Below are 17478 nucleotides of genomic sequence, written 5' to 3' on the forward strand. Positions count from 1 at the left end.
ATTGAACCGAGGGAGATTATCGTGAAGTTAGTGGGTCTGGTGGGTTGGCGCGGCATGGTGGGCTCGGTCCTGATGCAGCGCATGCAGGAAGAGGGCGATTTCGCCCATATCGAGCCGGTGTTCTTCTCGACCTCCAACGCGGGCGGCAAGGCGCCGGCGATGGCGAAGAACGAAACCACGCTCAAGGATGCCAACAACATCGACGAGCTGAAGAAGTGCGACATCATCCTCACCTGCCAGGGTGGCGACTACACCACGGAGATCTTCCCGCAGCTGCGCGCCGCGGGATGGAACGGCTACTGGATCGACGCCGCATCGACCCTGCGCATGAAGGATGACGCCATCATCGTGCTCGACCCGGTGAACCTCGACGTGATCAAGGACGCGCTGTCGCGCGGCGTCAAGAACTACATCGGCGGCAACTGCACCGTCTCCTGCATGCTGATGGGCCTGGGCGGGCTGTTCCAGAAGGACCTGGTCGAGTGGATGACGTCCATGACCTACCAGGCAGCGTCGGGCGGCGGCGCGCAGCACATGCGCGAGCTGCTCACCCAGTTCGGCTCCATCAACGCCGAAGTCAAGGCGCTGCTCGACGATCCGGCGTCGGCCATCCTCGAGATCGACCGCAAGGTGCTGGCCAAGCAGCATTCGATGAGCGCGGAAGAGACCCGGCAGTTCGGCGTGCCGCTGGGCGGCAACCTGATTCCCTGGATCGACAAGGACCTCGGCAACGGCGTCTCGCGCGAGGAATGGAAGGCCGGCGCGGAAACCAACAAGATACTCGGGCGCGGCGAAGCCTTCGGCGCGGCGGCGAAGTCCGCGGTGCCGGTCGACGGTCTGTGCGTCCGCATCGGCGCAATGCGCTGCCACTCGCAGGCACTGACCATCAAGCTGCGCAAGGATGTGCCGCTCGACGAGCTCGAAGGCATCATCGCCGAGACCAACCAGTGGGCCAAGGTCGTGCCGAACACCCGCGAGGCATCGATGAAGGACCTGACCCCGGCGGCCGTCACCGGCAGCCTCACCATCCCGGTGGGCCGCCTGCGCAAGATGCAGATGGGCGGCGAGTATCTGTCGGCCTTCACCGTCGGCGACCAGTTGCTGTGGGGCGCCGCAGAACCGCTGCGCCGCATGCTGCGCATCGTGCTCGACAAGTAATCGATTCGACAAATCAGGGCCGGGGGCCTGCTGCGGACATCTCGACAAGAATGCGCAGCAGGCCCTTGTCACGTTGTCCAGACACGACGTTGACCCTTTGTTCAGAGACGGCCGAACGCCATGTCACTTGTATAACTTTTGCTACTCTGGATACACTTGCACGGCTAAGTTCATGATGATATGGTGAAAGTTCACTCGTCAATTTGTACGCGCGGACCTTCTGCCTACCCCAGAAACGCACACGGAATGCCCCCTATGCCATCCAAACTGCAAAAACGCCCGGCACGCGGCACGTTCTGCTTGAAGACGCTCAGCGCGGCTGTTGTATCGGCGCTCGTATTTTCCAACGCATACGCGGCAGGCCTTGGCAAGCTCACCGTCCTTTCCCCTCTCGGCCAGCCCCTGCGCGCCGAGATCGAGCTGACCTCGGTATCGAAGGAGGAGGCTGGCAATCTCGTGGCGAAGCTGGCTTCGCCGGAGACCTTCCGGCAGGCGAACATCGATTACAGCAGCGTGCTCAACTCGCTGCAGTTCGCGGTGGACCAGCGCGGCGGCCGCCAGTTCGTGCGCGTCACCTCGACCCAGCCTCTGAACGAGCCTTTCGTCGACATGCTGCTCGAGCTGTCCGGTCCGAATGGCCGTATCGTCCGTGAATACACCTTCCTGCTGGATCCCGCGGATCTGCGCAACAGCCAGTCGGCCCAGGTAGCGCCGGTGCCCGCGCCCGCGCAACGTGGCGCCCAGGCGGCGCCTGCCCAGCGCAGCGCAGCCCCTGCCGCCCAGCCTGCTCCCGCAGCCCAGCGCGCCGAGCGTCCCGCGCCGACAGCGCCGGCCGCGCCTGCGGCAGAGCGCGGCGCCGCCGGCGAGCAGTATCAGGTCCGCAAGGGCGACACGCTTGCGAAGATCGCCGGCCAGGTCAAGCCGAACGGCATCTCGCTCGACCAGATGCTGGTGGCGTTGTATCGCAACAACCCGGACGCATTCGCCGGTCAGAACATGAACCGCTTGCGCGCCGGCCAGATTCTCTCCGTCCCCGACGCGGAAGCCGCGCGCGGCGTGAGCGCCGATGAAGCGCGTCGCGTCGTGCTCGCGCAGTCGGCCGATTTCCAGAACTACCGCAGCAAGCTGGCCGGCCAGGTGGCCGACGCGACCGCGCAGACCAGCGCCGGCGCGCGCCAGGCCGGCGGCGGCAAGATCACCGCGCAGGTCGAGGAAAGGGCAACGCCGGCGTCGGAGGCGAAAGACAAGCTCAAGCTGTCCAACGCGGCACCCGCCGGCACCGCTGCCAGCGCGGAAGACGTGATCGCGAAGGAAAAGGCCCTGGCCGAGGCGAATGCCCGCGTCAAGGAACTGGAACGCAACGTGAGCGAGCTCCAGAAGCTCCTCGAGATCAAGAACAAGAATCTCGCCGAGCAGCAGAAGCAGGCGGACGCCGCCAGGACGGCCGCGCCTGCTGCAGCCGCCGCAGCGCCCGCAGCCGCCGCGTCCGCGCCGGCTCCGTCTGCGGCCGCGGACAAGACTGCCGCCGCCAGCCCCCCGGCAGGCGCCGCCGCAGCCGATGCGGGAACCAGCCCGAAGGAAGCCGACAAGCCGGCGGAGAAGGCGGAAGCAGGCAATGCCGCGGCAAGCGCGGAGGCCGAAAAGCCGGCCGCGCCGCCGGTTGCGGCAGCGCCCGCCAAGCCCGCCGCGAAAACACCGGCGCCGGCACCGGCGCCGGCTCCCGAGCCGAGCTTCGTCGACAGCCTGCTCGACAACCCGCTGGTGATGCCCGGCCTCGGCGCGCTGCTCGTCGCGCTCGGCGGTCTCGGCATCTACCGGGCCCGTCGCCAGAAGCAGAGCAAACAGTTCGAAGACAGCCTGATCACCGATTCCAACCTCAAGGCCAATTCGCTGTTCGGCTCCACCGGCGGACAGAGCGTCGATACCAGCAACAGCGTCTTCAACTCCAGCTTCTCGCCGTCGGCGAGCCAGCTCGACACCAACGAGGTCGACCCGGTAGCCGAAGCGGATGTCTACATCGCTTACGGTCGCGACGCGCAGGCGGAGGAAATCCTCAAGGAGGCACTGCGCACCCAGCCGGAACGCCACGCGGTACGCGTCAAGCTGCTCGAGATCTATTCCAACCGCAAGGACCTACGCGCATTCGAGGTGCTGGCGACCGAGCTGTATGGCATGACCAAGGGCGAGGGCGAGGAATGGGCGCAGGCGGCCGCAATGGGCGCGGCCATCGACCCGAACAACCCGCTCTACGGCGGCGCCCGCGAAGGCCGCCCGGCAGCGGAGCCCTCGACCGTGCTGGCCGCGCCGACGCAGCCGCTGGACGAGCAGGGGCTGGCGACACTGCTCGCCGATACCCAGGCCGATACCGGCGCGCTCGATGCGGACAGTCCGCTGGATGCCGATTCGTCGTATTTCAGCAACACGAAGCCGGGTGCCGATACCGTCGCGCAGACGGCCGAAAGCGTGCCGGAACTGCAAGCCGACGCGCCTGCCCCGGCAGCCGGCGTTTCCTCCAACGACCTGGATTTCGACCTGGACGGCATGAACCTGGCCGACATGCAGGTGCCGAACACGATCCCGCGCCCGATGCCGGCCGAACCGCCGGCGGAGATCGCATCGATCGACTTCAACTTCCTGGACGAGCCGCTGACCCCGAAGGCGCAGCAGGAAGGAGCCGGCGACGCGACGCCCGCGGCGGCAGCCGAGCCGCAGATCGATTTCGATATCCCCGGATTCTCGCAATCGTCGGCACCGCTGCAGTCCGAGGCACCGTTGCAGCCCGAGCCCGTACAGATCCCCGAAATCAAGGATCTCGAGTTCACGCTGAAGGATGAGGCACCGCTGGCCGAGCCCGAGATCCCGGCCATCCCGGAACTGGAATCCAGGCCTGCCGCCGCTGACTTCGCGATGCCCCTCGACACGAGCTTCGACGCGAAATTCGACAAGGCGCCGCTGGACATGTCGATTCCGGAGCTGGACGAGACCGCCGCGCAGACCCGGCAGGAGCCTGCGGCCACCAATCCGCTGGACTTCGACCTTTCCGGCATCAGCCTCGAACTCGGCTCGTCGGACGGCAAGACCGATGGTGCGGCCGACTTCGGCCTGGCCGATATCGGCGCGCTCGGCGACGCGTCGGCCTCCGCAGTGGCCGAGATGGCGACCAAGCTGGACCTGGCGATCGCCTATCAGGAGATCGGCGACAAGGAAGGCGCGCGCGAACTGCTGGACGAAGTTCTCAAGGGCGGCACGCCAGAGCAGAGCGAGCGGGCCAAGTCCCTGCTGCACGAACTCGCCTGAGCAGGCGGCATCCCTGGAAACGGGCGCGGCGAAATGCCTGCGCCCGTTTTCATTTGCGCGGCGGAATCGAAGTGACGATGAGCAGACGGGAGAGCGTCCCGGCCCGCATCCCGCATCACGTATGGTGCTCGCCCCATGTTCGGCCCCCGATCGGCCCGGTCCGGCGCGGTCCGGGTATGATGCGCATCTTCCGAATCAGACAAAGCTGGAGATGAATTGAGAAGGATAGCTCTCGGAGTGCAGTACGACGGTTCGTCGTGGCGCGGCTGGCAGACCCAGCCCGGCGGCGGCACCGTGCAGGACACGCTGGAAGCGGCGTTGCAGCGCTTCGCGCTCACGCCGGTCGCGACGACCTGCGCCGGACGTACCGACGCCGGGGTGCATGCGCTGGAGCAGGTGGTTCATTTCGACACCGCGCTCGATCGCGAGATGTTTTCCTGGGTGCGCGGCGTGAACGCGTTCCTGCCGCCGTCGATCGCCGTGCGCTGGGCGACCGGCGTGCCGGGCGGCGGCGACGGTTTCCATGCCCGCTTTTCGGCGACCTCCCGCACCTATCACTACGTCCTCTACAATCATCCGGTAAGGTCGCCGCTGCTGAGCGGGAAAGCAGGCTGGGTATTCCGCCCGCTCGACATCGAACGCATGCGCGCAGCCGCCGCGCATCTGATCGGCACGCATGATTTTTCCGCCTTCCGGGCGGCCGAGTGCCAGGCGAAGTCGCCGGTCAAGCAGATGCATTCGATCGAGCTGGCACGGCAGGGGGATATCATCGTCATCACGCTGACGGCCAGCGCTTTCCTGCATCACATGGTGCGCAACATCGTCGGCTCGCTGATCGTCGTGGGCAACGGCAACCAGCCGCCGGAGTGGATCGCCGCCATCCTTGCCGGGCGCGACCGCAGCCAGGCGGCGCCAACCTTCATGCCGGACGGCCTGTACCTCGGACGCATCGGCTACGCAGGAACATGGGGACTGCCGCAGGAGCAGCCCGCCATGTTCCCGTGGCTGCAACGCGACCACGCCGATGTCACGGACATGGCCACCTCACGGGAGTCAACATGAGCAAGCGAACCCGAATAAAGATCTGCGGCCTGCGCACCGTCGAGGACATCGGCGCCGCCGTCGACGGCGGCGCCGACGCCATCGGGCTGGTCTTTTATCCTGCCAGCCCGCGCCATATCGAACCCGCCGCCGCCGCGGCGCTGCTGGCCGGCCTGCCTCCCTATGTGACGGTGACCGGACTGTTCGTCAACGCGACGCCGGAGGAGGTCGGCGCGGTGCTGCGCCAGGTGCCGGTTTCGCTGCTGCAGTTCCATGGCGATGAAACCCCCGCCGAATGCGCGACGCTCGCCGAAGCGCTGAACCGGCCCTTCATGCGCGCGCTGCGGGTGACGCCCGATATGCAGGCGGACGATTTGCTAGAATACGAGCGCAACTGCCGCGCTACCGGCCGGCATTTTTCCGGCCTGCTGCTCGACGCATTCGTCGAGGGGTATGGCGGCGGTGGAAAGGTATTCGATTGGTCTCTCATTCCAAAAGAGCTCGCGCCTCGGGTCGTTTTGAGTGGTGGCTTGAACGCGCAAAACGCGGCTGAAGCGGTCCGCCAGGTAGGCCCTTACGGGGTCGACGTCAGCAGCGGCGTCGAGCGCGCAAAGGGCATCAAGGATCCGGCACGCATCCGGGATTTCATCGCAGCGGTCCGGCGGGCAGACGCCCGTCCATGAGCGCAGGCTGCGAGTGCAGCGAACACAGAGAGTCAGACCATGAAAGAATTGAATGCGCTGGAGCATTTCTCCGAGCGCCAGCCCCTGGCGCAAACCGCCATCTACCAATCCGCCCATTATCATCTTCCCGACTCGCGCGGCCATTTCGGGCCTTATGGCGGCAGTTTCGTTTCCGAGACGCTGACGCATGCGCTGACGCAGCTGAAGGAAGGCTACGCCAGGTTCCGCACCGATCCGGAGTTCCTGGCCGAATTCGACAACGAGCTCAAGCATTTCGTCGGCCGTCCCAGCCCGATCTACCACGCCAGGCGCTGGTCCGAGATGATGGGCGGCGCGCAGATCTACTTCAAGCGCGAAGATCTCAACCATACCGGCGCCCACAAGATCAATAACGTGATCGGACAGGCGCTGCTGGCCAAGCGCATGGGCAAGCCGCGCGTGATCGCCGAGACCGGCGCCGGGCAGCACGGCGTCGCCACCGCGACCATCTGCGCCCGCTTCGGCCTGGAATGCGTGGTGTACATGGGTGCCGAGGACGTCAAGCGCCAGGTGCAGAACGTCTACCGGATGGAGCTGCTCGGCGCGAAGGTGGTGCCGGTGGAATCCGGCTCGAAGACGCTCAAGGACGCGCTCAACGAAGCCATGCGCGACTGGGTGACGAACGTCGAGAACACTTTCTACATCATCGGCACCGTGGCCGGGCCGCATCCCTACCCGATGATGGTGCGCGACTTCCAGTCGGTGATCGGCAAGGAATGCCTGGTGCAGATGCCGGAGATGACGGGCCGCCAGCCCGACTATGTCGTGGCCTGCATCGGCGGCGGCTCGAATGCGATGGGCATCTTCTATCCGTACATCGACGAGCAGCAGGTGCACTTGGTCGGGGTCGAGGCGGCAGGCGAGGGGCTGGAAAGCGGCCGCCATTCCGCTTCGCTGATCGCGGGCACGCCCGGCGTCCTGCATGGCAACCGCACTTACCTGCTGCAGGATGAGAACGGCCAGATCATCGAGACCCACTCGGTGTCGGCCGGCCTCGATTATCCGGGCGTCGGGCCGGAGCATGCCTGGCTCAAGGATTCCGGCCGCGCCAGCTATGTCGCGGTGACCGACGAGGAGGCGCTCGAAGCCTTCCACAATTGCTGCCGCATCGAAGGCATCATCCCGGCGCTCGAATCCAGCCATGCGCTCGCCCATGCCGCGAAGCTGGCGGCCACGCTGCCCCGGGACAAGATCGTGCTGGCCAACCTGTCCGGTCGCGGCGACAAGGACATGCACACGGTGGCGGAACGGATGAAGAAAAAATTCTGATCCGCAAGCCGTTCTTATCCGATAACAACCGTCAGCGGCCGGCAGGAGCGCCGGCCGCCCAACAAGTCGAGTCCACACCCATGTCCCGCATCCAATCCAGATTGCAAGCGCTGGCCGCCGCCGGCCGCAAAGGCCTGATCCCCTTCATCACCGCCGGCGATCCGGCGCCCGAACTCACCGTGCCGCTGATGCATGCGCTCGTGGCCGGCGGTGCCGACATCATCGAACTGGGCGTCCCTTTTTCCGATCCAATGGCTGACGGACCGGTCATCCAGCGCGCCTCCGAACGTGCATTGGCCAACGGCGTGTGCCTGAAACAGGTGCTGCAGTTCGTGCGCGAATTCCGCGGCACCGACCAGGAGACGCCGGTCGTGCTGATGGGTTATGCCAACCCGATAGAAAGAATGGGCGCGCAGCAATTCGTCGACGCGGCCGCGCAGGCGGGCGTGGACGGTGTGCTGGTCGTCGATTACCCGCCCGAAGAATGCGAAGAGTTCGCCGGCCTGCTCGCGCGGCAAAAGCTCGATCCCATCTTCCTGCTGGCGCCCACTTCCACTGAGGAACGGATCGCCCAGGTCGGCAAGATTGCCAGCGGCTATGTCTACTACGTGTCGCTCAAGGGTGTCACCGGATCCGGCCATCTCGACCTGGAGGCGGTGGCCGGCAAGATCCCGGAGATCAAGAAGCATGTGAAGGTGCCGGTCGGCGTCGGCTTCGGCATCCGGGACGCCGAGACCGCGAGGGCGATCGCGTCGGTGTCGGATGCGGTCGTGATCGGCAGCCGCATCATCCAGGAACTGGAAAACACGCAGCGCGAGAACGCGGTACAGGCTGTACAGACTTTCATCTCCGGCATCCGCAAGGCGCTGGACGCGTAATTGTTGCGACAAGTGCATTGCCGGCTGTTATTGGCGCATAGCAAGGCAGCCGGGTACAATGCCGCAACCCGAAAAACCGTTAAGAGGACTCCATGAGCTGGCTTGAGAAACTGCTACCCCCGCGCATACAGCGTTCGTCCGCGAACCGCCGCTCGGTGCCCGAGGGGTTGTGGGTCAAATGCCCGTCCTGCGAAGCGGTGCTTTACCGCACCGACCTGGAGAGCAATCTGCATGTGTGCCCGAAGTGCGATCACCACATGCGCATCCGCGCGCGCGACCGCCTGGACGCACTGCTCGACGCCGGCGGCCGGTATGAGATCGGCCAGGAAGTGCTGCCGGTCGATACCCTGAAATTCAAGGACAGCAAGAAGTATCCGGATCGCCTCAAGGATGCCATCGACGGCACCGGCGAAACCGACGCCATGGTGGTCATGGGCGGCGCGATCATGACCGTGCCGGTCGTGGTGGCCTGCTTCGAGTTCGAGTTCATGGGCGGCTCGATGGGTTCGGTGGTCGGCGAGCGTTTTGCCCGCGGCGCGCAGACCGCGCTGGAGCAGAAGGTCCCGTTCATCTGCATCACCGCCACCGGCGGCGCGCGGATGCAGGAAGGCCTGCTCTCGCTGATGCAGATGGCCAAAACCACGTCGATGCTGACCAAGCTGTCGGAGAAGAAGCTGCCGTTCATCTCGGTCCTGACCGATCCGACCATGGGCGGCGTGTCGGCCTCGTTCGCCTTCATGGGCGACGTGGTGATCGCCGAACCGAAGGCGCTGATCGGCTTTGCCGGCCCGCGCGTGATCGAGAATACGGTGCGCGAAAAACTGCCGGAAGGCTTCCAGCGGGCAGAATTCCTGCTTCAGAAGGGCGCGATCGACATGATCGTGGACCGCCGCAAGATGCGCGAGGAAATCGCCCGGCTGCTCGCGCTGCTGCAGAACCAGGCGGCCGAAGTCGTGTCCTGACAGGACGCGCGCACACCATCGAGCCCGGCCTGGTCCGGGCTTTTTTGCTTTGATACGAACCCGGATCTCATCATGCAAACCCTACCCAGCACGCTGCAGGAGTGGCTCGCCAGGCTCGAAACCATGCATCCGAAGGCGATCGACCTCGGCCTGCAACGGGTCAGCGAGGTCAAGAACCGCCTCGGCATCCACTTCGACTGCCCCGTCATCACCGTCGGCGGCACCAATGGCAAGGGATCGACCTGCGCCATGCTCGAATCCATCCTGCTTCAGGCCGGCTATCGTGTCGGGCTGTACACCTCGCCGCATCTGCTGGACTTCAACGAGCGGGCAAGGATCAATGGCGAGCCGGTAAGCGACGACGCGCTGGTCGAGCAGTTTGCCGCGGTGGAAGCGCAGCGCGGCGAGGTATCGCTGACCTATTTCGAATTCACCACCCTGGCCATCCTGAGGCTGTTCGCGCAGGCGGGGCTGGATGCCGTGATCCTCGAGGTGGGCCTCGGCGGCAGGCTGGACGCGGTCAATGCCATCGACGCGGACGTCGCCATCGTCACCAGCGTGGATATCGACCACACCGAATACCTGGGCGATACCCGCGACAAGATCGGCTTCGAGAAGGCGGGCATTTTCCGGCCGGGCAGGGCGGCGATCTGCGGCGACCCGGTGCCGCCGCAGTCGCTGATCGACCATGCGCAGGCCATCGGCGCCGATCTCTGGCTGTTCGGCCGGGATTTCAATTATTCGGGCGACAAGCAGCAATGGAATTACGGCGGCCGCGGGCAGCGGCGCAATTCGCTCGGTTATCCCAGCCTGCGCGGCGCCAACCAGCTGCTCAATGCCTCGGCGGCGCTGGCCGCGCTCGAAGCGCTGCGCCACCGCCTGCCGGTCGGCGCCCAGGAAGTGCGCAATGGCCTGGTGCTGGTCGAATTGCCGGGACGCTTCCAGGTACTGCCCGGACGGCCGAGCGTGATTCTCGACGTGGCGCACAATCCACACGCGGCCGCAACGCTCGGTCAGAATCTCGACAACATGGGTTTCTTTCCCTACACCTGGGCCGTGTTCGGCGCGATGCAGGACAAGGACGTCGCCGGCGTCGTCGCCCAGCTCAAGGACCGGGTGGACCACTGGTGCCTGACCGGCCTGCCGCTGCCGCGTGCCGCCACCGCGGAGCGCCTGCGCCAGGCGCTGGCGGACGCCGGCGTGGCGCCGAGCAATACGCCGGGTGCGGAACGCACGGTCCAGGCCTTCGACAGCCCCTGGGAAGCATTCGTCCATGCAAGAAACAGGGCGGGGGAGAATGATAGAATTGCGGTTTTCGGATCCTTCCTGACGGTAGCAGGCGTCATGGAAGGCATGCGGTCCAAGCGTCCGCTCTGATCCGACGGTTTTTCGATCACCACCAGCACCCTGGCAGCCCCTCGCATGAGCTTGTTATCGTTCCTCCGCAAAAACAAGCAGGATTCCGACACGGATGACAGCACGTTCTATTCCCGCGCCGAGGAAGACTCCAAGGCGGTGCGCTCGCGCCGCCGCCCGCGGGGCAAGGGCGAGGCGGCCGCGGATCCCGTGTTGCCCGAGAAGAAACGCGCCCGCCGGCGCCTGATCGGCGCAGTCGCGCTGGTGCTGGCGGCGGTGGTCGGCCTGCCGATGATTCTCGATTCCGAACCCAAGCCGCTGGCCGACGACATCGACATCCGCATCCCCTCCCGCGAAAAGGCCGCGCCGCCGCCGCCCGCCGCGGCCAAGCCCGGCGACCACCAGGCGGCGCTGGACGAGAAGGAAGAGGTCGTCGAGCCGGCAGCCGCTCCGGCCACGCCCGCCGCCCCCGCCGCCCCCGCCGAGAAAACGCCGCCCGCCAGGCCGGCGCCGGAAAAGCCCGAGGCCGTCAAGCCGCCCGTCGCCCAGGCCAGGCCCGAACCGAAGCCCGAACCGAAGCCCGAACCGAAGCCCGAACCCAGGCAGCAGGCCAAACCCGAAGCCAAACCGGCCGAGCCGCAGGATGACGCGCGCGCACGCGCCCTGCTCGAAGGCAAGGGCGATCCGAACGCGGACAAAAAAGATTCGGGAAAATATGTAATCCAGGTGGCGGCACTTGCGACCAAAGAAAAGGTCAATGAGCTGCAATCGAAATTGAAGAGCGCTGGCATCAAGTCCTACACCCAGACGGTGTCCACCGCATCCGGCGAACGCACCCGTATCCGGGTCGGCCCGTTCGCCAGCAGGGATGAGGCGGAAAAAGTACGTGCCAGGATCGTCAACCTTGGCCTGAACGGAACCCTCGTTCCCGCCTGATGACGATCTTCGACTACCTGGTGCTGTTCGTGCTGCTTTGCTCGATCATCATCAGCACCCTGCGCGGCCTGGTGAAAGAGATCTTGTCCCTGCTGAGCTGGATCATATCTTTCGTGGTGGCCAACGCATGGGGCGAGCCGCTCGCGGTGCTGCTGCCGGACCTGGTGCCCGGCAATACCCTGCGGCTGATCGTGGCATTCATCGCATTGTTCATCGGCACCCGGCTGCTGATGGCGCTGCTGACCATGGCGGTCGACGCGCTGATCAAGGCCAGTGGGCTGACGCTCGCCGACCGCGGGCTCGGCGGGCTGTTCGGCCTCGGGCGCGGACTGGTGCTGGTGCTGGCGGTGGTGCTGATGTGCGGAATGACGGCATTGCCGCAGCAGCCGTTCTGGAAGGAAGCCTTGCTCAGTCCATTGGCGGAAACGGCGGCACGTACCGTCAAACCTTTCCTGCCTGGCGATGTCGCCCGGCATGTACAGTTTTAAATCGTTCTGTTGAGGAGCCCACCATGTGTGGCATTGTTGGCGTTGTTTCCCAGGGTCCCTGCAACCAGCTGATCTATGACGCATTGCTGCTGCTGCAGCATCGCGGCCAGGATGCGGCCGGTATCGCGACCAATCATGGCAATACGTTTTCCATGTACAAGGCCAATGGCCTGGTCCGCGATGTCTTCCGTACACGCAACATGCGTTCGCTGCCCGGCAACGCGGGCATCGGGCAGGTCCGGTATCCGACCGCCGGTTCTTCCAGCGAGGAAGAAGCGCAGCCGTTCTACGTCAACGCGCCGTTCGGCATCATCCTCGCCCACAACGGCAACCTGACGAACTGGGAACAGCTCAAGATCGAGATGTTCAAGAACGACCGCCGTCACATCAACACCGATTCCGACTCCGAGGTGCTGCTCAACGTGCTGGCGCACGAGATACAGCAGGCGACCACCGGTTACTCGCTCGACCCGTCGGCGCTGTTCAAGGCGGTGACGGTGCTGCACAAGCGGGTCCGCGGCTCCTACGCGGTGGTGGCGCAGATCGCCGGCTACGGCCTGCTCGCCTTCCGCGATCCGTTCGGCATCCGGCCGCTGTGCATCGGCTTCAACGAGACCGAGCAGGGCACCGAATACATGCTGGCCAGCGAATCGGTGGCGCTCGAAGGCCTCGGTTTCCGCTTCCTGCGCGACGTGCTGCCGGGCGAGGCGATCTTCATCGACCTCGACGGCAAGCTGTACAACCAGCAGTGCGCCGACAACCCGGTGCTCACCCCGTGCGCGTTCGAATTCGTCTATCTCGCCCGCCCGGACTCCATCATCGACGGCGCCTCCGTGTACGCGTCGCGCCTGAAGATGGGCGAGTACCTGGCCGAGAAGATCCGCCGCACCATTCCCTCCGGCGACATCGACGTGGTGATGCCGATCCCCGACTCGTCGCGCCCGGCCGCGATGGAACTCGCGCTCAAGCTCAACCTGCAGTACCGCGAAGGCTTCATCAAGAACCGCTACATCGGCCGCACCTTCATCATGCCGGGCCAGGCCCTGCGCCGGAAGTCGGTGCGCCAGAAGCTCAATGCCATCGGCAGCGAATTCAAGGGCAAGAGCGTGCTGCTGGTCGACGATTCCATCGTGCGCGGCACCACCAGCCGCGAGATCGTGCAGATGGCGCGCGACTCCGGCGCCAAGCGCGTGATCTTCGCGTCGGCCGCGCCCCCGGTGCAGTTCCCGAACGTGTACGGGATCGACATGCCGACCCGCAACGAGCTGATCGCCCATGGCCGCAGCGAGGAAGAAGTGTGCCGGGAGATCACCGCCGACGCGCTGGTCTACCAGGATCTGGAAGCGCTCAAGCGCTCGATCTCCGATGTCAATCCGATGCTGAAGAACTTCGAGGCGTCCTGCTTCGACGGCTGCTACATCACCAACGACATCTCGCGCGACTACCTCGACCGCATCGAGTCGGCTCGCCGCAATCCCAAGCCGGTGGTGGAAGACGCGGTGCGCTCCCAGCTCAATCTGAACCTCGCCCGCGTGGACTGAATCGGGCGTCGTCCCCGCAAGAACCCGCCGCCTTCGGGCCGCGGGTTTTTTTACGTCCGCGGCGTCGCACGCTCTGCCGGCAAGGCCGCGGGGCGGCGTCGGCCCGGACTTACTGCATCCGCAACAGCTGTGCGAACTCGCCCGCCGGCAGCGGGCGGCTGAAGAAATAGCCCTGCATCTCGTCGCAGTGGTGGTCGCGCAGGAAGGCAACCTGCTCCTCGGTTTCCACGCCCTCGGCGATCACTTTCAGGTTGAGGCTGTGCCCGAGGGAGATCACGCTGCTCGTGATGGTCGCATCGTCGTGGTCGGTGACGATGTCGCGCACGAAGGACTGGTCTATCTTCAGATGATGCAGCGGAAAGCGCTTGAGGTAGCTGAGGCTGGAATAGCCGGTGCCGAAATCGTCGATCGACAGCTGCACGCCGAGATCCTCCAGCGCCTCGAGCTTGCTGATGAACTGCTCGGCGCTGCTCATGACGACGCTTTCCGTCAGCTCCAGCTCCAGGTGGCGCGGCTCGAGCGCGATCTCGGCGAGCACCAGGGCGATCGACTCCACCAGGTCTTCCTGCTTGAACTGGCGCCCCGACAGGTTGACCGCCACCGAGATCGGCGGCAGGCCGGCGTTCTGCCAGGCCTTGTTCTGCGCGCAGGCGGTGCGCAGCACCCAGTCGCCGATCGGGACAATCAGCCCGAGTTCCTCGGCCATCGGAATGAAGCGGGTAGGCGAGACCAGGCCCCTGTCCGGGTGGCGCCAGCGGATCAGTGCCTCGGCGCCGATGATGCGGCCGCTGACGCCATCGACCTTGGGCTGGTAGTGGAGTTCGAATTCCTTGCGGTCGAGCGCGCGCCGCAGGGCGATTTCGAGTTCGGCGCGCTCCAGCGCCCGCACGCTCATCTCCCGGGAGTAGAACTGGAAGGAATTGCCGCGCTCTTCCTTGGCCCGATACATTGCCGTGTCGGCGTTGCGCAGCAGGGCCTTCATGTCGTCGCCATCGTCCGGATACAGTGTCGCGCCGATGCTGGTGCTGATGAAGAGTTCATGCCCGCGCACCATGAACGGCACGGAAAACACCTCGAAAATCTTGTTGGCCACCGCCACCACGTCTTCCGGCCTCTGGATGGCAGCCAGCAGAATGATGAATTCGTCCCCGCCCTGGCGCGCCACGGTATCGCCCTCGCGCACCACCTCCCGCAGGCGGGCCGCCACCTGCAGCAGCAGGGCATCGCCGATCTCGTGCCCGAGGCTGTCGTTGATGCCCTTGAAGCGGTCGAGGTCGAGAAACAGCAGCCCGAGCAGCTTGCCGCTGCGGCGGGCCTGCGCCAGCGCCTGCGCGATCCGGTCCCCGAGCAGGTTGCGGTTGGCGAGGCCCGTCAGCGCGTCGTGGCTGGCGAGATGCTCGATCCGGGCCTCATAGTCCTTGCGCTCGCTGATGTCGATCGCCGTGCCGTCGATGCGCAGCAGGGCGCCGCCGTCGTCGGTGACGGCACGCGCGCGCTCTTCGATCCAGCGTACCGCGCCGTCCGGCCGGCATACCCGGTATTCATGCCGGCAGCTGCCGGTGCGGGGCAGGTCGTCGAGCGCGGCCTTCACCCTGGCGCGGTCTTGCGGATGGATGCCCTTGAACCACAGATCGCGGCTCCGATAGAAATCCGCGGCCGGGCGGCCGAACACCTTTTCCACCATCGGATTGAGGAAGATGAAACCCGCTTCGCCGACCGACCACACCATGTTGTCGATCGAGGCGAGTATGCCGCTGAGCTTGTCCTCGGTCGCCTGCAGATCGCGCTCGGCCTTCTCTCGCGCCGCCTTGATGCGCAGGCTCGTCACGCCGAAGGAGATGTCGTCGGCCAGTTCTTCCAGCATCGCCAGCTGCTCGTCGTCGAAGGCGTTGGCCTGCTCGCGGATCTTCAGGACGCCGAATACCTGCGCGCCGGCCCTGAGCGGCAGGGTGACCGATGAAGGCGGCTGTTCCCGCGCGCCGGGATGCGGGACGTCGATCACCATCCACGCGCGGCCGGACCCGTCCCCGGTTCCGGCGTCATGGCCGCCGATGTCCTCCTGGGCCGCCTCGCCGGCCCAGGCGCGCGTCTGCAATCTGCCGTCCTCGGTGTGATAGCCGATCCAGGCGGCCCGGTAGCCGCCGGCTTCCACCACCGTGCGGCACATGTCTTCCAGCAGCCGCTGTTCTTCGGTCGCATGCACCATCACGTGGTTGCACTCGGCCATCACGGTGCGCGCGCGCAGCGTGCGCCGCAGTGCGTCCTGTGCCTGCTTGCGGTCGTTGACCTCGGAAATCAGCTGGCGATGCTGGCGCTGGATCTCGGCGTACAGCTGCAGGTTTTCATAGACCGTCGCCAGCTGGCTGGCGACGGTCGCCGCCGCCCGTTCGTCGACTTCGTTGAATGCCTCGGCGCCCACCTTGTCGGCCAGGTAGAGCCATCCGAAGACCCGGTCCTGGGTCGCCACCGGCACCACCAGCAAGGAGTGCACGGGCGGATGGGACGGCGGCAGGCCGAGGGCGGCAGGCGAGCCGCCGAGGCCGGCCATGCGCCGCGGGAGGCGGCTTGCGAGCACCATGCCGAGCACGCCGGCGTCGGCCAGCGGCGGCCGCATGTCTTCGCCGCGCGCCATGCCCCGGGTGACATAGTGCTGCAGGCTGCCCTGGTCCTGGTCGAGCAGGCCGATGGCGGCGTAGCGCGCCACGCAGATGTCCTGCACCACCCGGCAGCTGATGTCGAGCACGCGGCCGGCGTCGCGCGCGCCGGCCAGCTCCATGCCGAAGTCGATCAGCGCGGTCAGGCGCAGGCTCACCGCCTGCAGGCTGGACAGCGCGTTCGACAGCCGCCGCACCACCTGCTGCAGGTCTTCGATATCCGTATCCTCGCCGGCGTCGACCATGCGCGACATCAGCGTGCTGCTGGTTTCGAGTTCGGCCAGATAGGTGCTGAGCTGCCTGTCGAGAACGCCGAGCGGCGCCGCCTGCGGCGCATGGAAAGCCGCCTCCGCCAGCGCCGGCTCTCCCGGCGTGTCCGGAGAATCCGGCGTCCCGGGCGCCCCGAGCGCCTCCTGCACCGTCTGCAGGATCAGCTCCGGCTCCGACGGCTTCGGCAAGACCCAGCGCACGCCGCAGGCGGCGGCCATCTTGCCGGCTTCCCGCTCGTGATAGGCGGCGGTATAGAACACCACCGGCGTTCGCCCGACCACCGGGTCTTCGCGCAGCCGCGCGACGAACTGGTAGCCATCCATGTTCGGCATCAGGATGTCGGCGATGATCAGGTCGGGGCGGCGCTCGCGCGTGCGGTCGAGCGCCTCGATGCCGTCGGTTGCTTCAATCAGCTGGTGGCCGCTGTAACCGAGCAGGACCATCAGGAACTGCCGGTTCAGCACATGATCGTCAACGATCAGTATGGTCGCCATCCTGCCGCCTCTCCGGTGGTTGAACGAATGCGGGTGGCGGCCTGCGGGACAGGAATTCACGCAGGCTGGGCACGAATGCTTCGGGGTCTATGGGCTTGCTGAGGTAGCCGTCGAAGCCGGCGGCCAGCAGTTTTTCGCGGTCGCCGGACATGGCCAGCGCGGTGACCGCGATCACCGGAATGCCGCGCAGCTGCGGGTCGTCCCTGAACGCGCGCACCACTCCGTAGCCGTCGAGGTGCGGCAGGTGGACGTCGCACACCACCAGCGCCGGCAGTTCGCTGCGGGCCCGGGCCAGGCCCTGTCTGCCGTCGGCGGCCGGCAGCGCCTCGTAACCGAAGGCTTCGAGCAGGTAGACCATCAGCTCCATGTTGGCCGGATTGTCTTCGATTACCAGTATGCGTTGCATCGCTCG

General features: G+C 66.1%; 13 protein-coding genes. 11 read left to right on the forward strand and 2 right to left on the reverse strand.

Annotated elements, in window-relative coordinates; all coding sequences use genetic code 11:
- Positions 1–21 precede the first annotated feature (21 nt).
- From asd to purF, 11 genes are all read left to right on the forward strand, one after another.
- The gene (asd, locus tag NCCP691_RS12290) at positions 22–1158 is read left to right on the forward strand and encodes an aspartate-semialdehyde dehydrogenase (RefSeq protein WP_220808695.1); all 1137 of its coding nucleotides are present in this window, start codon (positions 22–24) and stop codon (positions 1156–1158) included.
- A 255-nt stretch (positions 1159–1413) separates the two neighbouring features.
- Positions 1414–4455, forward strand: a complete 3042-nt coding sequence (locus tag NCCP691_RS12295) for a FimV/HubP family polar landmark protein (RefSeq protein ID WP_220808697.1) — start codon at positions 1414–1416, stop codon at positions 4453–4455.
- A 216-nt stretch (positions 4456–4671) separates the two neighbouring features.
- Positions 4672–5517: a tRNA pseudouridine(38-40) synthase TruA gene (truA, locus tag NCCP691_RS12300; protein ID WP_220808699.1), complete on the forward strand. Its 846-nt coding sequence runs from the start codon at positions 4672–4674 to the stop codon at positions 5515–5517.
- Positions 5514–6179 (forward strand): phosphoribosylanthranilate isomerase, encoded by a 666-nt coding sequence (locus tag NCCP691_RS12305; RefSeq protein WP_220808701.1) that lies wholly within the window; start codon positions 5514–5516, stop codon positions 6177–6179. The genes truA and NCCP691_RS12305 overlap by 4 nt, the downstream gene beginning before the upstream one ends.
- 39 nt (positions 6180–6218) lie before the next feature.
- Positions 6219–7487: a tryptophan synthase subunit beta gene (gene trpB, locus NCCP691_RS12310; RefSeq protein WP_220808703.1), complete on the forward strand. Its 1269-nt coding sequence runs from the start codon at positions 6219–6221 to the stop codon at positions 7485–7487.
- Positions 7488–7567: 80 nt separating this feature from the next.
- A complete protein-coding gene (gene trpA / locus NCCP691_RS12315) occupies positions 7568–8365 on the forward strand; it encodes a tryptophan synthase subunit alpha (RefSeq protein ID WP_220808705.1) in 798 nt (265 codons plus the stop codon).
- A gap of 92 nt (positions 8366–8457) precedes the next feature.
- Positions 8458–9327, forward strand: a complete 870-nt coding sequence (gene accD / locus NCCP691_RS12320; protein ID WP_220808707.1) for an acetyl-CoA carboxylase, carboxyltransferase subunit beta — start codon at positions 8458–8460, stop codon at positions 9325–9327.
- Between the two features lie 72 nt (positions 9328–9399).
- Positions 9400–10704 (forward strand): bifunctional tetrahydrofolate synthase/dihydrofolate synthase, encoded by a 1305-nt coding sequence (gene folC / locus NCCP691_RS12325; RefSeq protein ID WP_220808709.1) that lies wholly within the window; start codon positions 9400–9402, stop codon positions 10702–10704.
- 45 nt (positions 10705–10749) lie between these two features.
- A complete protein-coding gene (locus NCCP691_RS12330; protein WP_220808711.1) occupies positions 10750–11619 on the forward strand; it encodes an SPOR domain-containing protein in 870 nt (289 codons plus the stop codon).
- On the forward strand, positions 11619–12107 hold the full coding sequence (locus NCCP691_RS12335) for a CvpA family protein (RefSeq protein WP_220808713.1): 489 nt from the start codon (positions 11619–11621) through the stop codon (positions 12105–12107). The genes NCCP691_RS12330 and NCCP691_RS12335 overlap by 1 nt, the downstream gene beginning before the upstream one ends.
- Positions 12108–12130: 23 nt before the next feature.
- Complete coding sequence (purF, locus tag NCCP691_RS12340; protein WP_220808714.1) at positions 12131–13648, forward strand: amidophosphoribosyltransferase; 1518 nt, start codon at positions 12131–12133, stop codon at positions 13646–13648.
- A gap of 109 nt (positions 13649–13757) precedes the next feature.
- Here purF and NCCP691_RS12345 read toward each other — a convergent pair whose 3' ends face one another.
- Positions 13758–17066 (reverse strand): EAL domain-containing protein, encoded by a 3309-nt coding sequence (locus NCCP691_RS12345; protein WP_220808715.1) that lies wholly within the window; start codon positions 17064–17066, stop codon positions 13758–13760.
- Positions 17044–17472, reverse strand: coding sequence for a response regulator (locus tag NCCP691_RS12350; protein ID WP_220808717.1), 429 nt, complete (start codon positions 17470–17472; stop codon positions 17044–17046). Before NCCP691_RS12350 ends, NCCP691_RS12345 begins: the two co-directional genes overlap by 23 nt.
- Positions 17473–17478: the final 6 nt, after the last annotated feature.

Origin of the sequence: Noviherbaspirillum aridicola (genome assembly GCF_019656455.1) — a bacterium.
Classification (GTDB): domain Bacteria; phylum Pseudomonadota; class Gammaproteobacteria; order Burkholderiales; family Burkholderiaceae_D; genus Noviherbaspirillum; species Noviherbaspirillum aridicola.